Consider the following 22,696-nt stretch of genomic DNA (forward strand, 5'->3'; position numbering starts at 1 on the left):
TCGAGGAAGCGGGGCGCATAGACCGATGTGCGACAAGACGCAACCGCGTGTGGAACTGGCGTCTTCCCCGTGCGATAGGCTTTCCATGGACGCCAGCCCGACGCAGCCGATCGACGCCCCCCCGCCCGCCGCGGCGCAGACGAGGCGCAAGCGGCGGATCGCCCGCAACATTCTGATCGGGATCGTCGCGGTGATCGCCGCGATCTGGCTGGTGCTCTACATCACCAAGGGCCGCTTCCTGAAGCATCCGTTCGAGCGGATCGTCGGGTCGATGACGCACCGCACGGTGACGGTCGGCGGCGATTTCCAGCTCTATTTCGCGCCGTTCCGAATCAAGTTCTACGCCGAGCGCTTCACGCTTTCGAACCCCGACTGGGCGAGCAGGCCCAACCTGTTCAAGGCGGACAAGCTCGACACGCGGATCGCGCCCTTGTCGCTGCTCTTCGGCAAACGTCGGCTGTACTGGCTCGATCTCGTCAACGGCGCGGTCGATCTGGAGTGGAATGCCGCGCATACCGCCAACACCTGGACGTTCAGCGAGAAGAAGGGCGGCAAGCCGCTCGAATTTCCGCGGATCGACGTGGCGACGGTGACGGGCACGACGGTGCGCTATCTCGATCCGCGGATGCGCGTGCTGGCCAACCTCGAAGTCGCGGACATCCGCTCGGTCGATGCGACGATCGGGCGCGCGGTCGGCCTCAAAGGCACCGGCCGGCTGCGCGAGACGCCGTTCACGGTGACGGCGCAGCTGCTGTCGCCCGACGCGACCGCCAATCGGGGGCAGAACAAGCTGGTCGCGCGGATGCGCGCGGCGGGCAACGTGATCGACGTCGCGGGCACGCTGCCCAGTATCGCCGATATCGAGAACGTCCCGCTCGCGGTAACCGCACGCGGCGCCAATCTGTCGACGCTGCTCGGCGTGATCGACGTCGCGATCCCGAACACGCGGACCTATCGGCTGCGCGGGCAGCTCGTGAAGCAGGGCGACGAATACCGCTTCACGCGGATCACCGGGATCGCGGGCAAGACCGATCTGGCGGGCACGCTGACCATCACCAATGGCGAGCGGATCCACCTCGATTCGGTGCTGGCGACCAAGAGCCTCGACATCGTCGATGCCGCGCCGTTCATCGGCTATAATCCGGACATCGTCGAATCGAAGGGCGCGGTGGCCGCCGCCGCGGCGACGGGTGCGGGCGCCCAGCGCCTGCTGCCCAATGCAAATCTCCCGATCGAGACGATGCAGATCTTCGATGCCGACCTGAAATGGACGATCGGCGTGGTCCGGTCGAAGAACATCCCGATCTCGAACGTCGACCTGACCCTCGATCTCGAGCGCGGGCGGCTTGCGCTGTCGCCGCTGACGTTCGCGATGGCGCGCGGCAACGTCGCCTCCGACGTGGTCTTCGACACGCGGTCGCGGCCGAGCGCGGTGTCCTACGACATCCGCCTCGCGCCGACGCCGCTGGGGCGGTTGCTCAAGGGCTATGGCCTTGCCGAGGCGGGGACGACGGGAACGATCAAGGGGCGGATCGAGCTGAAGGGGCGCGGCGATTCGATCCACGAGTCGCTGGCGTCGTCGCGCGGGCGGATCGCGTTCGTGATGCCGTCGGGCGCGCTGTCGGTGCGCAACGTCCAGCTCGCCGAGCTAGACATCGGCACGTTTGCGCAGCGGATGTTCCAGGGGAAGCTCAAGGAGCCGGTGCAGGTGAATTGCGGGCTGATCGGCTTTACCGTGCGCGGCGGCGTCGCGGCGGCGGATCCGATCCTGATCGACACGCGCAAGAACGTGATCGTCGGGCGCGGCGGGTTCAGCTTCCGCAACGAGGCGGTCGACCTGGCCTTCCGCGCCGATTCGAAGAAGTTCAGCCTGTTCGCGGGCCAGTCGCCGGTGGGAGTGGGCGGCATGTTCGCCGCACCGCAGCTCAACGTGATCTCGAAGGATCTGCTGGCGCGGGTAGGGACCGGGCTCGGGCTCGCGCTGGTGGCGACGCCGGTGGCGGGGATCCTGGCGTTCGTCGATGTCGGCGATGCGAAGTCGACCGCCTGCGGCCCGGTGCTGGCGGGGGCGACCGCGCAGGCGCAGCGGACGACCAAGGGCCAGCCGCGCGACGACGTGGGACACGGCACCACCGCCAAGGCCGAGGATGGGAAGCCGTCCACTGCCGAGGGGAAAGCGCAGAAGAAGAAGTTCCTCGGGATCTTCTGAATTATGCGCGAGGCTCGCGGGGCGATCGACGGGGTTTGCTCTACCACCCCCGTTACCCCGGCGAACGCCGAGGCCCATGGTTGCGGTTTGGACCGTTAGCGGGCGCTGCGTGTCCGTGGGTCCCGGCGTTCGCCGGGATGACGGAAGGGGGGGAGTTAGTGCCCGTGTCCTTCGTGCCCGTGTCCTTCGTGGTCGGCCCCGTGGTCATGCCCGTCCTGCTGCCGGTGCATCGCCTCGAGCACGTCGTCGAGCCGCGCCGGGTCGCCGATCGCGAGCACATGGCCTTCGCTGTCGGCGGTCAGCGGGTCGCCGTTCCAGTCGCACATCATGCCGCCTGCCCCTTCGACCACCGGCACCAGCGCGGCGAAGTCGTAGATCTTGAGACCCGACTCGCACACGACGTCGAGATGCCCGCTCGCGAGCAGCCCGTAATTATAGCAGTCGCCGCCATAGACCGGGCCCTGGCGCGGATTGCCGCCCGAGATCGCCGCGACCAGCGCGAGGTACGGCGCGACGTCGACCTCGTCGAACAGGTGCGGGCTGGTGGTGGCGATCGTCGCGCCCGTCAGTTCGCGGCACATCCGCGTCCGCACGGGCACGCCGTTGAGCGTCGTCGGACGGCCCGCGACGCCGACCCAGCGTTCGCGCTGGATCGGCTGGTCGATGATCCCGAGCACCGGCCAGCCGTCCTCGACCAGCGCGATCAGCGTCCCGAAGATCGCGCGGCCGACGGTGAAGCTGCGCGTGCCGTCGATCGGGTCGAGCACCCATTTGCGGTTGGTGACGCCAGCCTTCTCGCCATATTCCTCGCCGATGATGCCGTCACCCGAGCGCTCGGCATCGAGCAGCCGGCGCATCGCGGCTTCGGCTTCGCGGTCGGCGCGCGTGACGGGGGACTGGTCGTCCTTGATCTCGACGCCGTGCTCGTGGCGGAAATAGGGTCGGATGACGTGGCCCGCGGCATCCGCGAGGCGGTGCGCGAGATCGATATCGGCTTGGGTCACTGGCATTGTCCCTGCCTATCGGCGACCGGCATCAGGAGCAATGGCGCGAGCAATGGACGGATCGTCCGCGGCGGCGTAGGCCGTTGCAATCCAACCGGAGTATCGTCCATGCGCCTCGTCTCGACCCTCGCCACCGCCGCTCTTCTCGCCGCAACGCCGGCGTTCGCGGCGCTCGCCCCCGGCGCCAAGGCGCCCGACTTCACCACGCGCGGCGCGATCGCCGGCAAGGTGTTCACGGTGCACCTCGCCGACCAGCTGAAGAAGGGCCCGGTCGTGCTCTACTTCTTCCCCGCGGCCTATACCGGCGGCTGCAACGCCGAGGCGCACGCGTTTGCCGAGGCGATTCCCGCCTTCACCAAGGCTGGCGCGACGGTGATCGGCATGTCGGCGGACAATGTCGAGACGCTCAGCAAGTTCTCCGCGGAGAAGTGCGCGGGCAAGTTCGCGGTCGCCAGCGCAGGCCCCAATGTGGTCAAGGGCTATGACGTCGCGCTCGGCCAGCAGATTGCGGGTCGCGACGTGACCAAGCGCACCAGCTACGTCATCGCCAAGACCGGCCGGATCGCATTCGTGCACGACGAGATGAACCCCGCCGCGCACGTGTCGTCGACGCTCGCCGCGGTCGAGAAACTGACGGGCAAGTAAGCGGCAGCGTCGCTCTCTCGGAATGCCCGCCTGTCCGGCATGTGCTGGTAATGACCGGGCAATTACAACCAAACCGGCAAATACTTGCCGGTTTGGTGACGTAATCCTAACGCTTTCGGGTGTATCGGGCGATCTGGAAAGGCGGGGGACGTAATGCGCGACGTACAGGCGGCCAGACCGATGGCCGGGTCATTGCAGGACGCCTCGCTGTTCCAACGGATCGGCCGGTTTCTCGACGAGCAGAAACTGAGCCCCGATCCGGCGCATTATGCGTTCGCCTTCGCCGTCCTGTCGGCACCCGATAGCGAGCTTGCAAAGGCGGTACGGGAGCATACCGATCTCGACCTGCGATTGACCAGGCAGGATATCGAACGGCTCGGCGGCCGGGTGGTCGAGGGGCCGCCCCCTGCCCTTGCGCGGTCGGCTGCGGATACCGCCGGACCCAGCCTTGCCGACCGGACCGATTCGGCGATCGCGCTGGTGATCGAGACCCAGCAACAGGTCGACGGGTTCGCGCAGATCGTCCGGACGATCCAGGCCGAGACCGAGGATTTCGGGCATGACCTGGCAAAGAGCGCGGCGGCGCTCACGCAGCTCGCCGAGCTGGACGAGATCACGCGAATCACGAGCTCGATGATCGCCAGGATCCACGACAGCGAGGTCCGGCTGGCGCTGGCCACCGCCGAAACCGATGCGCTGCGCTCGAAACTGGCGGAGGCGCGCGACACGGCGCGGCGCGACGTGCTGACGGGCCTGCCCAATAGGCGCGCGTTCGAGGAGGCCTATGCCGCGCGCGATGCGAAGGCGGGGCCCTATTGCCTCGCGGTCTGCGACATCGACCGGTTCAAGCGCGTCAACGACATCCACGGCCACAGCGTCGGCGACCGCGTGCTGACCGCGATCGGCCAGGCGATGGCGGCCGAATGCGCGCCGCATCTGGTCGTGCGCCACGGCGGTGAGGAATTCGCCGTGCTGCTCGCCGGGCTGAGCCTGTCCGACGCGGCGGCGCTGCTCGATTCGGTGCGCGCGGTCGTCGCGGCCAAGCGGTTCCGCAACCGCGAGACCGATACCCCGCTCGGGACCATCACCTTTTCGGCCGGCGTTACCGCGATCCACGCCGCCGAACCCGCCGAAGCTGCGTTCCTGCGCGCAGACCGCCTGCTTTATGCCGCCAAGGAGCATGGCCGCGACCAGATTTGCGCGGGCTGATCCCGGTAGTTGGTGGAATCTACGATCATTTACTGGTGGATTTCACCAGTTGGCGGTCGAGCATAACGGAAAAATCAAGTAAATCAGCGCGTTCCGAAATTGGCACGGCGCATGCAAATCCCTCGATATCGGCAACCGGATGGTCCGGAGCCTGAAAATCGAGGATAATCACCATGTCGTTCCGTTTCGAAGCCGCCCAGCGCATCGCCGTCTCGTTCGTCGGCGCGGTCCTCTTCGCCGCGATCGCTGTCACCTCCGCCACGCCGATCATCCCGATCGCCTGATCCCGTTTCACAGGAGAGCCATCATGGGTCGCAGCATCCTTATCGGGCTTGCCGCCTTCTCGACCACCATCCTGCTGATCGTCACGCATAGCGGCGCGGCGCTGGTCTGACGTCAGCGCGTCGGGTTACGCCGACGCAGTCACGCCTACCGGACCGACCGGCGCCTCGGTCTCGCGCGAGTAGGTCCCGATCAACAATCCCGCCGCCAGGACATGCCCGCTTATGGCGTCGATCACCGCCGAGCGTCCAGGGGTCTCACCGACCGCGCCGGCGCCCGCATCGACCGCAAACAGCTGAAATGCGTAGCGATGCTCGCCATGCCCACTGGGCGGATCGGGCGGCAACCAGCCTTCGCGCAGATAGGAATTACGACCGACGTCGCTCCCGGCGGACTCGGCGCCCGCCGCGTCACCAGCGCCATCGGCGACGATCGCACCCTCGGGCAGGCGCCCTGCATCGGCGTCGAGCCCCCATATGATCGCGTGGACGAGCGGTTGCGGAGTCGGCGCGTCGGCATCCTCGACGATCAGCACCATATGCGCGGTTCCGGCCGGCGGTGCGTTCCAGACGAGCGGTGGTGAGACGCCTTCGCCGTCGGCGGTGAAGCGCGGTGGCATCCGGGCTTCGTGCGCGAACGCCGGGCTGTTCAGGTCGAGCGTCTCGAAACTGGTACCGAGCTGGGCGATCGCGAGTTTGTCGGCGCCCGCGCGCAGACCGCTCATCGCGTGGCCGAGCCAGGCCGGGATATGCTCGAGCATCTTCTATCCTTCCGAAGGGCAGGTTTCGGCACGGCGTACGGGGGCGGCGCCGTCATACCAGTCGCTGCGCGTGCCCATCGTCGCGGCATCGTGGTAGCAGACCTGGGTCTTGGCCGCCTTGCTGTCGACGATCACCGTCCAGTTGTGATCGCCGCAATTATGCTCCTCGCAGCCCCAGGCGGCGACTCGCTCGCCCATCCTGAACACCGGTGTGGCGGGTCCCGACCGACCCCGGATCGTCTCGCGCAGCTTGGCATCGCCGACCGCCGTCACGAGCCCCGAGGCGACATCGGTGCGATCGTAAAACGCGACCCCGCCGACCGCGTCATGCGGGTATTTGCCGACATAGGCGGTGATCGGCGTGGTCTGCGCCTGCCCCGGGAGCGGCGTCGGCGCGCGCGTCTGCGGCGGCGTGAAATTGCCCGCGGCCAACGTGTCGGTCGGATCGTCCTTCTGCCCGCAACCACCCAGCAGCGGGAGGGCGAGCATCGCGACCATCATCATCGTCTTCATGCGCCATCCTCTTCTTCGTCGATCAACGCATCGGCGCTTCCAGGGGTTGCGTCGAGCGCGATCGCGACCATCTCGCGGGCATGTCGCAGGACCTGACCCGCTTCGTCGCCGCGCAGGACGGCGTGTACCGCCAGGCGATCGCCGAACTGCGCGCCGGCGCCAAACGCAGCCACTGGATGTGGTTCATCTTTCCGCAGATCGCAGGGCTTGGCCAGAGCGCGATGGCGCGGACCTATGCGATCGCCGATGCGGACGAGGCTCGGGCGTATCTGGCGCACCCGGTGCTCGGGCCGCGGCTGATCGAGGCGACGGAGGTCGTGACCGCAGCGCAGGGCTCGGCAGAGGCGATTCTCGGGGGCATCGATGCGGTGAAGCTGCGCTCGTCGATGACGCTGTTCGCCGCGGTCGCCGAAGGGCCGGCGCCGTTCCGCGCGGCGCTCGCGCGGTTCTTCGACGGGGTCGAGGACGCGGCGACATTGCGCCTGCTGCGATAACAGGCGCGCCTCGCCCTATAAGGGTGTAGGACCGGGTCGAGGCCTCCCGCCTCACGAGGTGTCGTCATGGCCAAGAGCCAGAAGAAATCGAACAAGGAAGTCCGCAAGCCCAAGGCCGAAAAAGCGCCCAAGGCAAACGCGTCGAACCCGACCTCCAAGGGCAAGGCCGTGGAGATGACGACGCTCAACTGAGCGTCCGTCGCGCCCATCGCCTGCCCCCATCCAAGGATGGGAGAGGCGATGGGCAGGCCGCCCCCCAGTTAGTCTAGCGCCGCCCGGATCGCCGCCGCGGCGATGAACGGCGCGCCTGCGACCAGCACGAGGCTGACCGCCGCGAGCAGCTTGATCGCGCCGGCCCCGCCCGCCGCATCGAGCGTCCCCGCGCCGAAGATGAGCAGCGGCACCGCGAGCGGCAGCATCACCAGCCCGGTCACCGCACCACCGCCCCGCACGCCCGCGACGAGCGCGCTGGTGACGACCGCGAGCGCCGCCAATCCCGGCGTGCCGATCGCCAACCCGATCTCGACCCGAAGCAGCGTCTCCGCCGACAGGTTGAGCAGCCCCGCCGCGAGGATCGCGGCCAGCATCAGCGGCGGCCCGAAACTGAGCCAATGCGCGATCGTCTTGGCCATCGCGACGGACACCATCGACAGCCCGCGCACCGCGAACTGGTCGAAGATCCCCGCCTCAAGGTCCGGCCCGACCAGCCGCTCGACCGGCAGCAGCGCGGCAAGCAGCGCCGCGGTCCAGATCACGCCGCCGCCGATCCGTGCGAGCAACGCCGCATCGGGGCCGATCGCGAACGGGAACAGCGTCGCCACCAGCAGGAAGAACGCGACGACCAGCGTGGCGCCCCCGCTCGACACGCTGCGTCGCAGATCGCGGCGGATGAGCGCGATCACAGCGCGATCTCCTGCGCGCCCGGCAGCCCGAGCGGGAGGTGGGTGGCGACCAGCGCGATGCCTCCGCCTGCACGGTGCCGCGCGATCACCGCCTCCAGCCTGGCGACAGAGACTGAGTCGAGCCCGTTGGCGGGTTCGTCGAGCAGCCAGACGGGCGCCTCGCTGGCCGCGACGCGCGCGATCGACGCGCGCCGGCGTTGACCGGTCGAGAGCAGGCGAATGGGAATGTCCGCCAGCGCATCGAGATCGAGCGCCCGTACCGCGCGGGCGACGCGCGCGTCCGGATCGGGTGCGCGGTCGAGGCTGGCCCAGAAGCGGAGCGCGGCGACCAGCGGGCGCTCCGCGTCGAGCGCTGCCGCTTCGGTGAGCAGCGCCTTGTCCCCGTCGCAGGCGACACGCCCCTCGAACGGCGCGAGCAGGCCGGCGGCGATCCGGATCAGGCTGGATTTTCCGACCCCGTTCGGGCCGGTGACGATCGCGGCATCACCGGCGGCAAGATCGAACGACACATGCGAGAACAGTAACCGTCCGCCCCGCACGCATGCGACGTCGCGAAAGCCCAGGCTCACGCCGCCGGATCTTCCACATCGTCCTCCAGCGCGTGCATGTCGTCGTCGCTGAGGCCGAAATGATGGCCGATCTCGTGGATCGTCACATGCGCGACGAGATCGTCGATGCGGACGCCGGTGTCGATCCATTCCTCCAGGATCGCCCGGCGGTAGAGGACGATGCGATCGGGCATCGCGCCTGAATCCATCGACGATTTCTCGCCGAGCGGGCGGCCATGATAGAGGCCCGAGAGGTCGAGCGGGTGCTCGAGCCCGAGCGCGGCGAGCGTCTCGTCGTCGGCAAAGTCCTCGACCGCGAAGACGATGTCGCCGAGATGCTGCGCGAACTGCGCGGGCAGCCTGGCAATCGTCGCCCGCGCGATGGCCTCGATCGCGTCGGCATCGGGGGCTTCCCCCCGGAATGGTGCTTGCCCGCTCATCCCGCCAGCCATAGTCGTTGGCGAACCAAGGCGGCAAGGGAGAGCCCGATGATCGAAGCGCTGAACGATACGGAACGGGCCGAGGCCCTCGATGGCCTCGACGAGTGGGATTATGACGATGCGCGCGACGCGATCACGCGGACGATCGTGTTCGCCGATTTCGTCGAGGCGTTCGGTTTCATGACTCAGGTCGCGCTGATCGCCGAGCGCGCGAACCATCATCCCGAATGGAAGAACGTGTGGAACCGGGTGGAAATCCTGCTGACCACGCACGACGCCGGCGGCCTGTCCCCGCGCGACATCGAGATGGCCGAAGCGATCGACGCGATCGTCGGCGACGCGTGACGCGCGCGTTGCGCTGAGGCGTCGGCGCGGCGTTACTGCGGCTCGCGCAGGGTCCGCCGCATCCGCTTGCGCAAGCTGCCGGGCATCCACCGCGCGGCGAACGCCATGCGGTGCGCGGTCTTGCCGACCAGCGTATGGACCTTGTCGCCGTGCACCGCGGCCCATGCCGCCTCGGCGACCTTCTCGACCCCGGTCAGCTCCAGCCCTGCCCCTGTCACCGTCTCGCGGATCGAGCGGTTGCTGCCGCCGGCGCCCGTGTCGAGCAGCGGCGTGTCGATGAAGCTCGGCACGATCGAGCGCACCTTGATGCCGTCCGCCGCCCATTCGCCGTCGAGCGCCTCGGTGAGCGCGCGCACGCCGAACTTGGTCGCCGAATAGGGCGCGAGGCCCGACGACCCGTAGATCGCCGAGGCGGAGGCAGTGTTGAGCAGGCACGATCCGGGCGTCCGCTTGAGATAGGCATGGCCGATCCGCGCGCCATTGAGCACGCCGACCAGGTTGATCGCGATCACCCGGTCGATCTCGGCGAAGTCGGTCTCCGCGAGCGGCCCGCCCGAGCCGATGCCCGCATTGTTGAACAGCACGTCGAGCCGTCCACCGGTGGTCGCGACGAACGCATCGAGCGTCGTCACCCAGGCCTCGCGGTCGCGGACGTCCATCTGGTAGGCGCTCGCCATTCTCGCCGGCAGCAGCGCCGTGGTTTCCGCAAGCCCGCACGCGTTGACGTCGGCCAGCCCGACCCGCCAGCCCTTGCTTGCGAACAGGATCGCGGTGGCGCGGCCGATCCCCGACCCACCGCCGGTGATGAAAATGCTCTGCTGGGTCATGGCGCCGCTCCTGATTTGATTTTCCGGTATGTTTCCCGCATCCTACCGCAACATGCCAGACAATTTGCCAGCGCTCGCCTTCGACCGCGTCACCAAGCGATACGGGGCGACGATCGCGGTCGATTCGGTCTCGCTGGAGATCGCCCGCGGCAGCTTCGTCGCGCTGGTGGGCACGTCGGGATCAGGCAAGTCGACGCTGCTGAAAACGCTCAACCGGCTCGTCGAGCCGAGCGAGGGGCACGTCACGATCGACGGTACCGACGTCACGGCCGAACCCGCGCCGATGCTGCGTCGCCGGATCGGCTATGTCTTCCAGAATATCGGCCTGTTCCCGCACATGACGATCGCGCAGAACATCGCGATCGGCCTGAAGATCGCAGGGCGCAGCGACGAGGCGAAGGTCGCCGAGCTGCTCGATCTCGTCGACCTGCCGCGCGCGATCGCCGACCGGATGCCCGACGCGCTCTCGGGCGGCCAGCGCCAGCGCGTCGGCATCGCACGCGCGCTCGCGCCCGGCGCCAAGCTGCTGCTGCTCGACGAGGCGTTCGGCGCGCTCGATCCGGTGACGCGCGATGCGCTGGGCACGCGGATCCGCGCGCTGCACGACCGGCTCGGGCTGACCACGATCCTCGTCACGCACGACATGGCGGAGGCGCTGTTGCTGGCGGACCGGGTGCTGGTGATGAAGACGGGGCGGATCGTCGCCGACGCGACCCCGGCGGATTTGGTCGCGGGCAAGGGCGGCGGCGATGCGCAGGCGCTGGTGCAGGTCCCCCGCGCGCAGGCCGAACGCCTGCAGGCGCTGGTCGCATGAGCGCGTTCGTCGACGCGCTCGGCCGCGTACCGCCGTTGCTCGCCGCGCATGTCCTGCTGTCGGCATCGGCGTTGCTGCTGGGCATCGCGATCAGCCTGCCGCTCGGCATCTGGTCGGCGCGCAACGCGACCGTGGCGCGCGTCTCGCTCGGCTTTGCCAGCCTCGTCCAGACGGTCCCGAGCCTCGCGCTGCTCGCTCTGTTCTACCCCGTGCTGCTCAGCCTGTCCGCGCTGGTCGGCGGCGGGATACCCGCGCTCGGCTTCCTGCCGTCGCTGATCGCTCTCACGCTGTATGCGCTGCTGCCGATCATCCGCAACGCGGTGGCGGGGCTGCACGGCATCGACCCGGCGGTGATCCAGGCAGCGGATGCGGTCGGGATGACGCCCGCGCAGAAGCTGCGACTGGTCGAAGCGCCGCTGGTCGCCCCCGTGCTGATCGCTGGCATCCGCACCGCCGCGGTGTGGACGATCGGCGCGGCGACGCTGTCGACGACGGTCGGCCAGCCGAGCCTGGGCGACATGATCTTCGCCGGGTTGCAGACGCAGAACTGGGCACTGGTGCTGGCGGGCTGCCTTTCGGCGGCGGCGCTCGCGCTGGCGGTCGATGCGCTGATCGGCGGCATCGAATATGGCATCCGCGCACGTCGCCGCTGGCTGTGGATCGCGAGCGCGGTGGTGCTGGTCGCGGGCACGGCGATAGCGACGCTGCCGCTGTGGCCGAAGAGCGGCGGCGATCGGACGGTCGTGGTCGGCGCAAAGAACTTTTCCGAGCAATATATCCTCGCGCGGCTGATCGGCGATCGGCTCGAACGGGCGGGCTATACCGTCGAGTATCGCGACGGGCTGGGCTCGGCGGTGGTGTTCGGGGCGCTCTCGGGCGGGGATATCGACGTGTATGTCGATTATGCCGGGACAATCTGGGCCAACGAGATGAAGCGCCGCGACGTGCCCGAGCATCGCGCGATGGTCGCGGCGATCGCCGATTGGGCGGCGCGCGAACACGGCGTCGGGCTGATCGGCTCGCTCGGCTTCGAGAATGCGTATGCGTTCGCGATGAAGGGCGCCGACGCGCGCGCCAAGCGGATCGCGAGCCTCGACGATCTGGTCAGGGTGGCACCGCAGATGACGCTCGGCAGCGATCTCGAATTTCTCGAGCGCCCCGAATGGGCGGCGGTGAAGCGCGCCTATCCGTTGCGGTTCGCCAAGACCACGCCGTACAGCCCGACCTTCATGTATCGCGCGCTGGAAAGCGGCAATGTCGACGTGATCTCCGCCTTCTCGTCAGACGGACGGATCGCGGCGGATTCGCTGACCGTGCTGACCGACCCGCGCCACGCGATCCCGGGCTATGACGCGATCCTGATGGTGGCGCCGTCGCGCGCAAAGGACGCAATGTTCCGCGCCGCGCTGACGCCGCTGGTCGGGCGGATTCCCGTCGAGGCGATGCGCGCGGCGAACTATCAGGTCGACCGCGACGCGGACAAGCAGACGCCCGAGGCCGCCGCGCGGTGGCTGGCGGCGAAGGTCGGGCTCTAGGCGCTAGAAGAACAGCTTGCGGACGCTGAGCCGGACGGTGCGGCCCAGCGGGTCGAGATAGTCCGGCTGATAGGTGTTGGGCGTCGCGCCCGTCGCGTCGGTCACGCGCTGCCGCGTGTTGAAGACGTTGTCGACCGACAGGCTGATCCGCATCCCGCGCAGCCACGGGTGCGCCTTCACCCATTCGAGCCGCTGGCCGAGATCGGCGAACAGGCGCGCATTGGCGGTCGCGAGGCCGCCGAAGTTGAGCGTCTCGGGTGCAGCGATCGTACCACCGTTGACGCGCGTGCCCGTCGCATAATTGGCGGAGATGCGCGCGCCGAGACCGTTGTTGGTATAGCCCGCCTGCGCCTCCAGTTCGTGCCGCGACTGGCCGCCGCTGCTGCCGATCGCGTCGCCATCGAGCAGGTTGAGGCTCGGACCGCCGTTCGCGACGAGCACGCGGTCGGTAAAGTGCCAGGTGTGATAGACCGCGAACTGGACGCGCCCGCCGGTCTGCCCGCCACGACCGCCGAAGCCGCGGCCGCCACCGCCGCCGCCACGACCGCCGCCGCCGCCGCCACCCGGACCACCGTCTCGGCCACCACCTGGGCCAGCACCGGGTCCGCCACGCGGACCATCGCCGCCCGCGCCGTCGGGACGGCGGAAGCCGCCGGGGGGCTGCATCCCCTCGAATGGATTGGGGCCGGTGCCGGCGCGATACGCCTCCAATTCGCGCTGGATCTTCGACTTGAGCGGTGCGGAGAAGTTGATCCCCCAGCGGAGTTCGGAGCGGTCGCTGCGCGCGAAATTGATCGGGCGACGGTCGACCTGCACGAGGGTGCCCGCGCCATCGCGGACGAAGCGATCCGGAAACGCCGATTCGATCGCGGCAGTCGCCGCCGGGAAGGCGGCGATCGGGTTATCGACGCGACTCTCGACATAGTTGGCGGTGATCGAAAGGTCCCTGGCGCTCCACGGCTTGAGCGTCACCCCGACCTTCTTGACGTGGTTGTTGTCCGCGACGAGCCCGGCATTGCCGCCGCTGATCGTCGTGACCGTCGCGGTGGTGCCGCGCACATAATCGAACACGCGGACGTTGGGCGTGGTGATCGACGGGTTGCCGAGCTGCTGCGCGGTCGGCGCCTCGTCGGTGTCGGTCACCGAGGCGATCACGCGCACGCCCTCGATCGGCGACCAGTTCGCGCCATAGCCGAGCGTGGTCAGCGTGCCGAAATCCGACAGATGATCCTGCGCCAGGTTGAAGTTGGCCGACAGCGTGCCGAGGAACGGGAGGACGTCCTTCGACCGGCTGGTCAGCGGCACGTCGACATTGACCTGGCTGCTGAGCGTATCGCGCGACACCGCGCCGCGCCGCTCGGTCTGTCCGACCTGAGTCTGCCCGTCCTGCAACAGGCTGGAGCTGTACGAGCGGCTGCTGAAATCGGCGGTTTCCGCCCCCAGCTTCAGCGTCGTCGAGATCGCGCCTGCAGGCAGGTTGAACAGGTTGCCGTTCGCCACGGCGTCGAGCCCGCCGGTGCTCTGCGAGGCATAGGCGCGGTTGCCGGGGGCGGCGCCGATATCGCTGGCGGTGAGGCGGTTGAACGGACTGGCGGTCGGATCGCCCGCGGTCAGGCGCGCCTGGAAGGCGGTCGCGTCGACGCCGGTATCGGTGAAGGTCTGCGTGTCGCTGCGGTCGTAATTGCCGGTGACGTTCCAGCGCCACGTGCCGATATCGCCGTTCAGCGTGGTGCCGAGATGCGCGGCGATCGACGACACGCGCTGCGCGAGCGGCAGGAAGCCGTCGTCGTTGAGCGCGCGGTTCACGGTGCTGCCGTCCGCCAGCGTCAGCGTGGCGCTGGGCAGGCCGTTGAGGCTGCGGCTGTCGGTCGATTCGATCCGTCCGTTGATCGTCGCGCCGATGTTGCCGAAGATGTTGCGCGCATAGACGCTGTTCGCGGTGAAGGTGCTGGTCGCCGCCTGGAGGCTGCGGAACGGGCGCTGATCGACGATCGCATTGTCCGCGCCGCGCGGGCTCTGCGCGGTCGGCGTCGTTGCATCGATGTCGCGCTCGGCCTCGGTCAGCGCCGACGCCGCGCTATATTCGACGTGCAGGTTCACGCGGCGATCGCGGGCGATGGTGAGCAGATCGAGCTTGGCGTTCGGGGCGTTGGTGCCACCCTCGGTCGGTACCGTGTCGACCGCCTCGGCGGTGACCGCGCGAAAGCGGCGGCGCAGGACGAAGTTCACGACCTTCTGGTCGGCGCGATAGCCGTATTTGAGCGCGACCTCCTCGGGCAGGATCTCGACGCGCTGGATCGCCTCGGTCGGGATGTCGCGGATCTCGCTGAAGCTGGAGATCCGGCGGCCGTTGAGCAGCACCACCGGCGCGCCGCCGCTGCCGCGCCCACTGGTGGTCTGCGGGCTGAGTTCGCTCAGCAGGTCGGAGATCGAGCTGACGCCGTAGGAGCGGATCTCGGCCTGGCCGAGGCTCTGGTCGGGCGGAATGTCGCCGATCACCGACCCCGGCAGCTTGCGCGATCCGGTGACGACGATGTCCTCGGACTCGGCGGCCTCGTCCGGCTCCGCAGCCTGCGCCGCGGGCGCTGCCGTGGCAGGCGTCGAGGGCGCCTGTTGCGCCGCCGCCATTGCGGGCACGCTTACCGCCAGAACCAGACCCAGTGTACGCATAACCGTCAATTCCCGATGATCGCCGTCGACCAAGCTGCTCGACTAAGCGGCAATTGTCGCAGGATTATGCCGGTTCACCGTGCCAGATGCGCGTCCATATCCTCCAGCGGTACGCCCTTGGTCTCGGGGAAGTAGAACAGCACCGTCACGAACTGCACCGCCATCATCGCGGCGAAGACCAGGAACGGCACCCCCGCCGACCACGCCGCCACGATCGGGAAGGCCTGCGCGATCACCGCGTTCCAGCCCCAATGGCTCGACGACCCGATGCTCGATCCGCGCGCGCGGACGCTCTGCGGGAACACCTCCGAGATATACACCCAGATCACCGCGCCCGAGCCGGGGGCGAAGAACATGATGAACACGATCAGCGAGGGCAGCAGCAGCCAGCTCGGCAGCACGCCCAGCAACGCGAGCCCGCCGACGGTGAGCGCCGCGGTCATGCCCGCCGAACCCCACAGCAACAGCGTCCGCCGCCCGATCCGGTCGATCAGCAGCATGCCCAGCAGCGTGAACACCATGTTGGCGACACCGATCATCACCGCCTGCAGGTCGGGGGACAGGCTGCCCCCCGACGCCTTGAAGATGTCGTTGAGGTAATAGAGGAACGCGTTGATGCCGCTAAACTGGTTGAACATCGCGACCAGGAAGGCGAGCGTGATCGGCTTGCGATGCCGCGTCCAGGAGAGCGTGGCGTCGCCCTTGGGCGCGTCGAGTTCGCGGCGCGCGATGTCGGCGCTCATCCCGACCATTGCCAGCACGCCCCTCGCCTCCGCATCGCGCCGCTTGGCAAGCAGCCAGCGCGGCGAATTGGGGATGCGGAACAGCAGCGCGAAGAACACCAGCGACGGCAGCGCGACGATCCCCAGCTTCCACCGCCACTCGACATCGCCGAGCCCGAGCGACCCGATGATCGCGTTCGAGACATAGGCGAGCAGGATGCCGAGTATGACCGCGAACTGGAACCCGCCGACCATCTTGCCGCGCTGCGCCGGCGGCGCGAGCTCGGCGATATAGGCCGGCGCCAGCACAGACGATCCGCCGATCGCGATGCCGTTGATGAAGCGGAAGCCGATGAAGCTGTGCCAGTTCCACGCCAGCGCACAGCCCAGCGCGGTGACGACGTACAGGAAGGCGAGCATCCGCAGGACGTTGCGGCTGCCATAGCGATCGCCGGGCATGCCGACGAACAGCGCGCCGATCAGCGTCCCCCAGAGCGCCGAGGACACGGTGAAGCCGAGCCACGCCTCGCTGAGCGCGAACTTCGCCTTCAGCGCACCGGTGACGCCCGCGATCACCGCGGTGTCGAAGCCGAACAACAGCCCGGCGAGTGCCGCGGTGACGACGCTGGCGATCAGGACATTGCTGGCGCGTGGCGTTTCGGCGTGCGCACTCATGCGCGGCAGATTTCGGAGTGGGGGAACGTCATCCTTGCTGTTTCGAACAGTTCAACGCGGCGGACAAGGCCATCGCAGACCATTTCGGCGTGCGCAAACACCCGAATCCGGTTCTTCAAAGCGCATTAACGAATGCCGGCCAAGCTCGCGCAGACCTAAATCGAGGGGGCGAAGCGTTGACGACCGGACTGCCGAAACTGTTCCTCGCCCTCCTTGCCTGCGCGCCGTCCTCGGCATGGGCAGCCTGCGCGGTCACCAATACCGGCCCGACCGCGCTCGGCACCTATTCGCCCCCGGCGCTGGTCAATGGTGCGCCGCCATACGGTGCGGTACCGGGCGGCTTCGACTGCCCGGGAACGGTGATATCGCTGCTGACGGGCAATTTCCTGCGCGCGACGGTGACCAGCGCGGACGGGTTCAAGCTGACCTCGACCAACGCTGCGGACACCGTCACCGCACGCTATGTGATCGCCGCGGACAGCGCGGGCGCATATCCGTTCACGCCTGGCACACCGTTCGTCTACATGAACGGCGGGGTCATCAACCTGCTCGGATTGCTGGGCGGAGCGGCGCGCAACGTCCAGGTCTATGTCCGCCCGTCGTCGCTGACGGCGGTCAAACCGGGGACCTATACGGGCAGCTTCACGATCGGTTGGGAGTGGCGATTCTGCTCGTTGCTCGGCGCGCTGGGCGTCTGTGCCGGTACGCTCGACCAGAGCAGTGGCGTCACCCCGGCGAGGGTCGACGTGACGATGGTCGTCTCGGCGAGGCCGGTCGGAGTCGTGATCACCACCCGCACGACCTATGATCCGATCTCGACCACCAATAATCCGCGCGCGATTCCCGGCAGCAGACAGCGGACGACAATCACGCTCACCAACACCGATATCGTCGCAGTCGACGCCAATTCGGTCGCCGTCGTGCTGCCGACACCGGCTCGCGCCACGGTTGCGCTCGACGGCGACGGGACCGCCTCAACCGCGTATCTCGTCCCCACGGAAGGATCGCCCGCGTCGTCGCTCGGCGCCACCTACACCGCGCCGGGAAGCACGACCGACGACGTCGATTTCTCGTCGGACAACGGCGCCACCTGGACCTACGATCCGACGACCGCGCCGAAGGCCGTCACCAACGTCCGCGTCCGCCCGCGTGGCACGATGGCGGCGGGATCGAGCTTCAGCGTGTCATTGCCCTACGCGCTGTTCTAGCCGGAATTATCGTCCCCGGGCTGCGGGGTCGGCGCGAACGACCCGACCAGCTCCATCTTGGTCGCGGTCGATCCGACCTCGATCCCCGCCTCGCGAAACTGGCGGAGCAGCGTGAACAGCAATTCGCTGCGGATCGGATAGGCATCGCGCGGGCTCGCCACATAAGCGAAGCAGTTGAACTTGGCGCGGCCGGCGTCGATCGAATCGATGAACACCTTCGCCTCCGGGTCGTCGAGCACCTCGTGCTTCTCGGCAAACGCGGCGAACAACATGGTGCGCACGGCATCGAGATCCTCCTCGAGCGGAACCGAGAATTGCAGCTGGATCCGGCCCAGCGGCGCGGCCAGCGTCATGTTCTGGATCGTCTTTGTGATCAGCTCGGAATTGGGCACGATCAGCGTCGATCGGTCCGCGACCTGGATCTCGGTCGAGCGGACGTTGATCCGTTTCACGTCGCCCTCCATGTTGCCGATGCGGACGAGGTCGCCGATCTTGACCGGGCGTTCGGCGAGCAGGATCAGGCCTGAGACGAAGTTCTGCGTGATCGCCTGGAGGCCGAAGCCGATCCCGACCGACAGCGCGCCGAGCACGACAGCGAGCTTCTCCATGCCGATGCCGAGCGCGCCCAGCGCCCACAGCACCGCGGCGATGATCCCCGCATAGCGCGCGACCATCGTCACCGAATTCTGCGCGCCGGCATCCATCGACGTGGTCGGCAGGTAGCTGTTCACCAGCCAATGCTGCAGCCCGCGCATGATCGCCAGCGCGACGAACAGCACCGCGATGGAGCGCAGCACCGCCCCTGGCGAGATGGTGATCTGGCCGATCGTGACTCCGTTCGCGACCGTCCCGAACAGCTCGAACGCCGACCCGACTCCCGCGCCGAACGGGGCCATCACCGCGCCCACCGCCAGCATGATCAGCAACAGCCGCAATACGGCCGACAGCAGCACGCCGATCTGGTCGACCGTCTTGTTGTCGACCCCGAAACCGCTGTTCGCCGAGCGGCCGAGCCGGTTGCCACTCGACAACAGCGTCCGGCAGGCGTCTTCGGTGAAGGTCATCATCAGGTACAGGCTCGCCCCGACGATCGCGCCCCAGACCAGCCACGTCGCAACCTTGAGTGCAAAGTTCACATAGCCGATCAGCCCCGCGACGAGCGCCGCGATCAGCACCAGCCAGACCAAAGTCGCGACGATCGCGAGCAGCGTGTTGCGCGCGGGCTTGGCCGGATCGGGCAGCGCGGCGGCGCGCAGCCGCCCGAGCGTCACCAGGATCGCGCCGAGCAGGACGATGTGCAGCAGCGCGACGACCGCGTTGGCCGCACTCGACGCCGGCGCGCTGACGCCGATGAGCAGGTTGGTCGCGATCAGCAGCTGGCCGACGAAGATCAGCGCGGCCGCCATCCAGCTATACGGCCTGAGCGCGTACGCGGCGGCATCGCCGATCGGCAGCAACCGCCACGTCGGCTGGGTCCGCAGCAGCAGCGCGCCGCCAAGCGACGAGACGAAGGCTGCAAACCACGAAATCCCGACGAAGATCGCACCGAACCGGCTGAACGCGGGCGAGACGAGCCCGCCCCAGCGCAGCGACGCAACGACTGCCCAGGCGGCGAGCCCCGGCAGCGCGGTGCCAATCACGACCAGCCACAGTGCATAGGCCGAGCGCCGCAGCCGACCGCCCGGCGTGTGATTGGCCGCATAGCGACGCCCGACGCCGTGCAGCCAGCGCCGCAGCGGTATGAGCAGGACGAGCGCGGCGAGCAGCCCGACCAGCAGGCCGGTGCCCGTGCGCGTATCGAACCGCGCCGCGAACTGGCGAAACTCGGTCGTGGCGAACCGCTTGAGCCGCGCGGTATCGCGGGGCAGGTGATCGACGATCGCCGCCCACAACGTCGGCGACAGCGGCGAGCCGGTGTTCTCGGACAGTTGCTGGCCGAGTTCCTCCGCCTCGGCCGCGCCGATATCGTCGATCTGCTGCTTGGCCTCGATCCCGATCAGCCGCGCGCGCTTGATCGCCGAGTCGATCGCCGACTGGCTTTGCGCGAGGAGCTTGCGTTGCGCGCGGATCTCGGGGGCCTCGACGACGCCGGGGGTCGCGGTGCCGAGCTCGGTGACGCGCGCCTGGACCAACGCCATCTCGGGCGTGAGCGTGCGCACCGCGTCGGCGGCGGTGGTCTGCACCGCCTGCGCCCGGTCGCGCAACGCCTGCCGCGCCTTGTCGTCGCGCGCCGCGGGGGTGGCGTCGTCGATCGCCTGGAGCTCGGCCGACGCCTGGGTGAGACCGGCGGCGACGGTCGCGACCTTCGCCTCGTCCTGTGCGGCGGCGGGGAGCGCGGTGATCGCGGCCACCGCCAGGAGCAGCGCGGCGAGGTAACGGAGGAGTGTCATCCGCGGCGCTGTACAGCGATGGCCGGGTAAACGGGAGGGGGCGGCGGAATCACCGGGTCGGTATGCCCGTCGCTCCCCCCGATAGACGCCACCCCGGCGAAGGCCGGGGCCCAATTGGGGGCCAATCATGATCGAGGTCCGCGTGCCATTACGACGACCTTACCATTTGGGCCCCGGCCTTCGCCGGGGTGGTGTACCTGTGGGAAGGTGTTCGCAAAACACAGACGCCCCGCATTGTTCTCCCGCGAAGGCGGGAGCCCAGACTGGGTCCCCGCCTTCGCGGGGAAACAGTTTGCCGCCCCCGTCATGCTGGCCGAGGCCGGGCCAACCGGCCCGGTCGCGCGCGGTCAGTCGAGTTCGAGGATCACCTGATCGACCGCGAGGCTGTCGCCGGTCTTCGCCGCGACCGACTTGACCGTGCCGGTCTTCTCGGCGCGCAGGATGTTCTCCATCTTCATCGCCTCGACCACCGCGAGCGGCTGCCCCGCCTCGACCCTGTCGCCCGCCGCGACGTCGAGCCGGACGAGCAGCCCCGGCATCGGGCAGATCAGGAACTTCGACAGATCGGGCGCGACCTTCTCGATCATGTGCGCGGTATAGGGGGCGACGCGCGCCGGCAGCACGCGCGCGACATGGCTCGCGCCGCGGGTGGTGAGCTTGAAGCCCGCGCGCGCCTTGGCGATGCGGATCGTGAGATGCTCGTCGCCATCGACGCCGTGGCCGTCGGCGACCACCATCCGGTCGCCGGGCGTGTATTCTAGCGCCAGGTCGAGCTCCTCGCCGTCGACCGCGATGCCGTCGGTCGAGACGCTTACCGCATGGTCGATTTTGTCGATCGTCACCGACCAGTCGGCGGGCGGGCGCAGGCGCTTGCCGAGTTGGCCGTCGATGCGGCGGGCGCGATCGGCCTCCGCAGTCGCGGCGAACGCGGCAACGGCGGCGAGCGTCTTGAGCAGCTCGGCATCGGCGGGGGCGCCGTGGAAGCCGTCGGGATATTCCTCGGCGATGAACCCGGTGGTCAGCGCACCCGACTGGAAGCGCGGATGCTGCATGATCGCCGAGAGGAAATCGATGTTGTTGCCCGGCCCTTCGAGCTCGAACGCGTCGAGCGCGGCGATCTGTGCGGCGATCGCGGCGTCGCGGGTGGGGGCCCAGGTGATGAGCTTGGCGATCATCGGGTCGTAGAACATGCTGACCTCGCCGCCCTCGCGGACGCCGTCGTCGACGCGGACATACGCATCCCCCCTCCCGCTTGCGGGAGGGGTCGGGGGAGGGGCCGACCCGGCGGCGTCGTGGTCGGCGTGTATGTCACGCCCTCCCCTAACCCCTCCCGCAAGCGGGAGGGGAATGCTTGTCTCGGGCGGGTTATACCGCACCAAACGCCCGATGCTCGGCAGGAAGCCGCGATACGGATCCTCCGCATACACCCGGTTCTCGATCGACCAGCCGTTGAGCTTGACCTCGTCCTGCCCGAACCCGAGCGGCTCGCCCGCCGCGACGCGGATCATCAGTTCGACCAGATCGAGCCCGGTAATCTCCTCGGTCACGGGATGCTCGACCTGAAGCCGCGTGTTCATCTCGAGGAAGTAGAACCCCTCTCCCGTCGTGTCCGCGCCCGACACGATCAGCTCGACCGTCCCGGCGGAATAATAGCCGACCGCGCGCGCCAGCGCGACCGCCTGCTCGCCCATCGCTTTCCGCATCTTCGGGGTGACGAATGGCGATGGCGCCTCCTCGACGACCTTCTGGTGCCGCCGCTGGATCGAGCATTCGCGCTCGTTGAGATAGACGATGTTGCCGTGCTGATCGCCGATCAGCTGGATCTCGATATGCCGCGGGCTTTCGATGAACTTCTCGATGAACACGCGGTCGTCGCCGAACGACGCGAGGCCCTCGCGCTTGGTCGCCTCGAAGCCCTCGCGGACGTCCTGCTCGCTATAGGCAAGGCGCATGCCCTTGCCGCCGCCGCCGGCCGACGCCTTCATCATCACCGGGTAACCGATGCCGCCCGCAATCTCGACCGCGTGATCGGTGCTGTCGATCTCGCCGAGATAGCCCGGCACGACGTTGACGCCCGCCGCCTTGGCGAGCTTCTTCGATTCGATCTTGTCGCCCATCGCGGCGATCGCGGCCGGCGGTGGCCCGACGAACGCGATGCCCGCCTCGGCGCACGCCAGCGCGAAACTCTCGCGCTCGGACAGGAAGCCGTAACCGGGGTGGATGCAGTCCGCGCCGGTCTCCTTGGCGGCGAGCAGGATCAGCTCGGCCTTGAGATAGCTGTCGGCGGCGGGTGCCGGCCCGAGCCGGACCGCCTCATCCGCCATCAGGACGTGCGGGCTGCGCGAATCGGCATCGGAGTAGACCGCGACGGTCTTGATGCCCATCGCCTTGGCGGTCCGCATGACCCGACACGCGATCTCGCCGCGATTGGCGACCAGGATTTTCTTGAACATCTCTCGCCCTACTCTGTGCCGTCTCCCCGGACATGGCCCGGGTGCGGACTT

Annotated in this window: 21 protein-coding genes; 9 read left to right on the plus strand and 12 right to left on the minus strand. The window is 68.4% G+C overall.

Features of this window, described 5'->3' with window-relative positions:
* Nucleotides 1-85: 85 nt before the first annotated feature.
* The gene (locus tag C8J26_RS00390) at nt 86-2,209 is read left to right on the plus strand and encodes an AsmA family protein (protein WP_107956295.1); all 2,124 of its coding nucleotides are present in this window, start codon (nt 86-88) and stop codon (nt 2,207-2,209) included.
* A gap of 155 nt (nt 2,210-2,364) precedes the next feature.
* On the opposite strand, the gene C8J26_RS00395 is transcribed toward C8J26_RS00390, so the two are convergent.
* On the minus strand, nt 2,365-3,219 hold the full coding sequence (locus tag C8J26_RS00395; RefSeq protein WP_107956296.1) for an inositol monophosphatase family protein: 855 nt from the start codon (nt 3,217-3,219) through the stop codon (nt 2,365-2,367).
* Between the two features lie 102 nt (nt 3,220-3,321).
* Between C8J26_RS00395 and C8J26_RS00400 the strand changes: the two genes are divergently transcribed.
* Both C8J26_RS00400 and C8J26_RS00405 read left to right on the plus strand, forming a co-directional pair.
* Nucleotides 3,322-3,858 (plus strand): peroxiredoxin, encoded by a 537-nt coding sequence (locus tag C8J26_RS00400; RefSeq protein ID WP_107956297.1) that lies wholly within the window; start codon nt 3,322-3,324, stop codon nt 3,856-3,858.
* A gap of 153 nt (nt 3,859-4,011) precedes the next feature.
* Nucleotides 4,012-5,067: a GGDEF domain-containing protein gene (locus tag C8J26_RS00405; RefSeq protein ID WP_107956298.1), complete on the plus strand. Its 1,056-nt coding sequence runs from the start codon at nt 4,012-4,014 to the stop codon at nt 5,065-5,067.
* 25 nt (nt 5,068-5,092) lie between these two features.
* On the opposite strand, the gene C8J26_RS20300 is transcribed toward C8J26_RS00405, so the two are convergent.
* Genes C8J26_RS20300 through C8J26_RS00415 form a run of 3 tightly spaced genes read right to left on the minus strand, consistent with a single transcriptional unit; the run spans nt 5,093 to nt 6,622 of the window.
* Nucleotides 5,093-5,440, minus strand: coding sequence for a hypothetical protein (locus C8J26_RS20300; RefSeq protein ID WP_167398751.1), 348 nt, complete (start codon nt 5,438-5,440; stop codon nt 5,093-5,095).
* Nucleotides 5,441-5,476: 36 nt separating this feature from the next.
* Entirely contained in the window at nt 5,477-6,109 is a 633-nt protein-coding gene (locus C8J26_RS00410) for a YbhB/YbcL family Raf kinase inhibitor-like protein (protein ID WP_107956299.1), read from the minus strand.
* A gap of 3 nt (nt 6,110-6,112) precedes the next feature.
* Nucleotides 6,113-6,622, minus strand: a complete 510-nt coding sequence (locus tag C8J26_RS00415) for a hypothetical protein (RefSeq protein ID WP_107956300.1) — start codon at nt 6,620-6,622, stop codon at nt 6,113-6,115.
* A gap of 80 nt (nt 6,623-6,702) precedes the next feature.
* Here C8J26_RS00415 and C8J26_RS00420 point away from each other — a divergent pair, with 80 nt between their 5' ends.
* Nucleotides 6,703-7,116 carry a DUF1810 domain-containing protein gene (locus C8J26_RS00420; protein WP_107956301.1) on the plus strand — a complete coding sequence of 138 codons (414 nt, stop codon included), beginning with the start codon at nt 6,703-6,705 and terminating at the stop codon, nt 7,114-7,116.
* A gap of 66 nt (nt 7,117-7,182) precedes the next feature.
* The gene (locus tag C8J26_RS21040) at nt 7,183-7,308 is read left to right on the plus strand and encodes a hypothetical protein (RefSeq protein WP_259466878.1); all 126 of its coding nucleotides are present in this window, start codon (nt 7,183-7,185) and stop codon (nt 7,306-7,308) included.
* A gap of 68 nt (nt 7,309-7,376) precedes the next feature.
* Here C8J26_RS21040 and C8J26_RS00425 read toward each other — a convergent pair whose 3' ends face one another.
* Genes C8J26_RS00425 through C8J26_RS00435 form a run of 3 tightly spaced genes read right to left on the minus strand, consistent with a single transcriptional unit; the run spans nt 7,377 to nt 9,006 of the window.
* Nucleotides 7,377-8,018 (minus strand): heme exporter protein CcmB, encoded by a 642-nt coding sequence (locus tag C8J26_RS00425; RefSeq protein ID WP_107956302.1) that lies wholly within the window; start codon nt 8,016-8,018, stop codon nt 7,377-7,379.
* Nucleotides 8,015-8,587, minus strand: a complete 573-nt coding sequence (gene ccmA, locus C8J26_RS00430; RefSeq protein WP_107956303.1) for a heme ABC exporter ATP-binding protein CcmA — start codon at nt 8,585-8,587, stop codon at nt 8,015-8,017. The genes C8J26_RS00425 and ccmA overlap by 4 nt, the downstream gene beginning before the upstream one ends.
* The gene (locus C8J26_RS00435) at nt 8,584-9,006 is read right to left on the minus strand and encodes a metallopeptidase family protein (RefSeq protein WP_425275385.1); all 423 of its coding nucleotides are present in this window, start codon (nt 9,004-9,006) and stop codon (nt 8,584-8,586) included. Before C8J26_RS00435 ends, ccmA begins: the two co-directional genes overlap by 4 nt.
* A gap of 48 nt (nt 9,007-9,054) precedes the next feature.
* Between C8J26_RS00435 and C8J26_RS00440 the strand changes: the two genes are divergently transcribed.
* On the plus strand, nt 9,055-9,351 hold the full coding sequence (locus C8J26_RS00440) for a 4a-hydroxytetrahydrobiopterin dehydratase (protein WP_055881974.1): 297 nt from the start codon (nt 9,055-9,057) through the stop codon (nt 9,349-9,351).
* 32 nt (nt 9,352-9,383) lie between these two features.
* On the opposite strand, the gene C8J26_RS00445 is transcribed toward C8J26_RS00440, so the two are convergent.
* A complete protein-coding gene (locus tag C8J26_RS00445) occupies nt 9,384-10,178 on the minus strand; it encodes an SDR family oxidoreductase (protein WP_107956305.1) in 795 nt (264 codons plus the stop codon).
* Between the two features lie 28 nt (nt 10,179-10,206).
* On the opposite strand from C8J26_RS00445, the gene C8J26_RS00450 reads away from it, so the two are divergent.
* Nucleotides 10,207-10,992, plus strand: a complete 786-nt coding sequence (locus tag C8J26_RS00450; RefSeq protein ID WP_244185093.1) for an ATP-binding cassette domain-containing protein — start codon at nt 10,207-10,209, stop codon at nt 10,990-10,992.
* Nucleotides 10,989-12,527: an ABC transporter permease/substrate-binding protein gene (locus tag C8J26_RS00455; RefSeq protein WP_107956306.1), complete on the plus strand. Its 1,539-nt coding sequence runs from the start codon at nt 10,989-10,991 to the stop codon at nt 12,525-12,527. Before C8J26_RS00450 ends, C8J26_RS00455 begins: the two co-directional genes overlap by 4 nt.
* Nucleotides 12,528-12,530: 3 nt before the next feature.
* On the opposite strand, the gene C8J26_RS00460 is transcribed toward C8J26_RS00455, so the two are convergent.
* Both C8J26_RS00460 and C8J26_RS00465 read right to left on the minus strand, forming a co-directional pair.
* A complete protein-coding gene (locus tag C8J26_RS00460; protein WP_107956307.1) occupies nt 12,531-15,197 on the minus strand; it encodes a porin family protein in 2,667 nt (888 codons plus the stop codon).
* Between the two features lie 74 nt (nt 15,198-15,271).
* Nucleotides 15,272-16,594, minus strand: coding sequence for a sugar porter family MFS transporter (locus C8J26_RS00465; protein ID WP_107956308.1), 1,323 nt, complete (start codon nt 16,592-16,594; stop codon nt 15,272-15,274).
* Nucleotides 16,595-16,770: 176 nt separating this feature from the next.
* Here C8J26_RS00465 and C8J26_RS00470 point away from each other — a divergent pair, with 176 nt between their 5' ends.
* On the plus strand, nt 16,771-17,802 hold the full coding sequence (locus tag C8J26_RS00470) for a spore coat protein U domain-containing protein (protein WP_107956309.1): 1,032 nt from the start codon (nt 16,771-16,773) through the stop codon (nt 17,800-17,802).
* Here the strand turns inward: C8J26_RS00470 and C8J26_RS00475 are convergent.
* Nucleotides 17,799-20,192 (minus strand): DUF3772 domain-containing protein, encoded by a 2,394-nt coding sequence (locus C8J26_RS00475; protein WP_167398752.1) that lies wholly within the window; start codon nt 20,190-20,192, stop codon nt 17,799-17,801. The genes C8J26_RS00470 and C8J26_RS00475 overlap by 4 nt on opposite strands.
* A 347-nt stretch (nt 20,193-20,539) precedes the next feature.
* Nucleotides 20,540-22,645 (minus strand): acetyl-CoA carboxylase biotin carboxylase subunit, encoded by a 2,106-nt coding sequence (locus tag C8J26_RS00480; RefSeq protein WP_107956311.1) that lies wholly within the window; start codon nt 22,643-22,645, stop codon nt 20,540-20,542.
* Nucleotides 22,646-22,696: the final 51 nt, after the last annotated feature.

Source organism: Sphingomonas aurantiaca (assembly GCF_003050705.1).
Lineage (GTDB): Bacteria > Pseudomonadota > Alphaproteobacteria > Sphingomonadales > Sphingomonadaceae > Sphingomonas > Sphingomonas aurantiaca.

Coding starts and splice junctions, on each gene's coding strand:
- C8J26_RS00390 (WP_107956295.1), top strand. CDS start 86: ATGGACGCCAGCCCGACGCAGCCGATCGACGCCCCCCCGCCCGCCGCG.
- C8J26_RS00395 (WP_107956296.1), bottom strand. CDS start 3,219: ATGCCAGTGACCCAAGCCGATATCGATCTCGCGCACCGCCTCGCGGAT.
- C8J26_RS00400 (WP_107956297.1), top strand. CDS start 3,322: ATGCGCCTCGTCTCGACCCTCGCCACCGCCGCTCTTCTCGCCGCAACG.
- C8J26_RS00405 (WP_107956298.1), top strand. CDS start 4,012: ATGCGCGACGTACAGGCGGCCAGACCGATGGCCGGGTCATTGCAGGAC.
- C8J26_RS20300 (WP_167398751.1), bottom strand. CDS start 5,440: ATGCGTGACGATCAGCAGGATGGTGGTCGAGAAGGCGGCAAGCCCGAT.
- C8J26_RS00410 (WP_107956299.1), bottom strand. CDS start 6,109: ATGCTCGAGCATATCCCGGCCTGGCTCGGCCACGCGATGAGCGGTCTG.
- C8J26_RS00415 (WP_107956300.1), bottom strand. CDS start 6,622: ATGAAGACGATGATGATGGTCGCGATGCTCGCCCTCCCGCTGCTGGGT.
- C8J26_RS00420 (WP_107956301.1), top strand. CDS start 6,703: ATGTCGCAGGACCTGACCCGCTTCGTCGCCGCGCAGGACGGCGTGTAC.
- C8J26_RS21040 (WP_259466878.1), top strand. CDS start 7,183: ATGGCCAAGAGCCAGAAGAAATCGAACAAGGAAGTCCGCAAGCCCAAG.
- C8J26_RS00435 (WP_425275385.1), bottom strand. CDS start 9,006: ATGAGCGGGCAAGCACCATTCCGGGGGGAAGCCCCCGATGCCGACGCG.
- C8J26_RS00440 (WP_055881974.1), top strand. CDS start 9,055: ATGATCGAAGCGCTGAACGATACGGAACGGGCCGAGGCCCTCGATGGC.
- C8J26_RS00445 (WP_107956305.1), bottom strand. CDS start 10,178: ATGACCCAGCAGAGCATTTTCATCACCGGCGGTGGGTCGGGGATCGGC.
- C8J26_RS00450 (WP_244185093.1), top strand. CDS start 10,207: ATGTTTCCCGCATCCTACCGCAACATGCCAGACAATTTGCCAGCGCTC.
- C8J26_RS00455 (WP_107956306.1), top strand. CDS start 10,989: ATGAGCGCGTTCGTCGACGCGCTCGGCCGCGTACCGCCGTTGCTCGCC.
- C8J26_RS00460 (WP_107956307.1), bottom strand. CDS start 15,197: ATGCGTACACTGGGTCTGGTTCTGGCGGTAAGCGTGCCCGCAATGGCG.
- C8J26_RS00465 (WP_107956308.1), bottom strand. CDS start 16,594: ATGAGTGCGCACGCCGAAACGCCACGCGCCAGCAATGTCCTGATCGCC.
- C8J26_RS00475 (WP_167398752.1), bottom strand. CDS start 20,192: ATGACACTCCTCCGTTACCTCGCCGCGCTGCTCCTGGCGGTGGCCGCG.
- C8J26_RS00480 (WP_107956311.1), bottom strand. CDS start 22,645: ATGTTCAAGAAAATCCTGGTCGCCAATCGCGGCGAGATCGCGTGTCGG.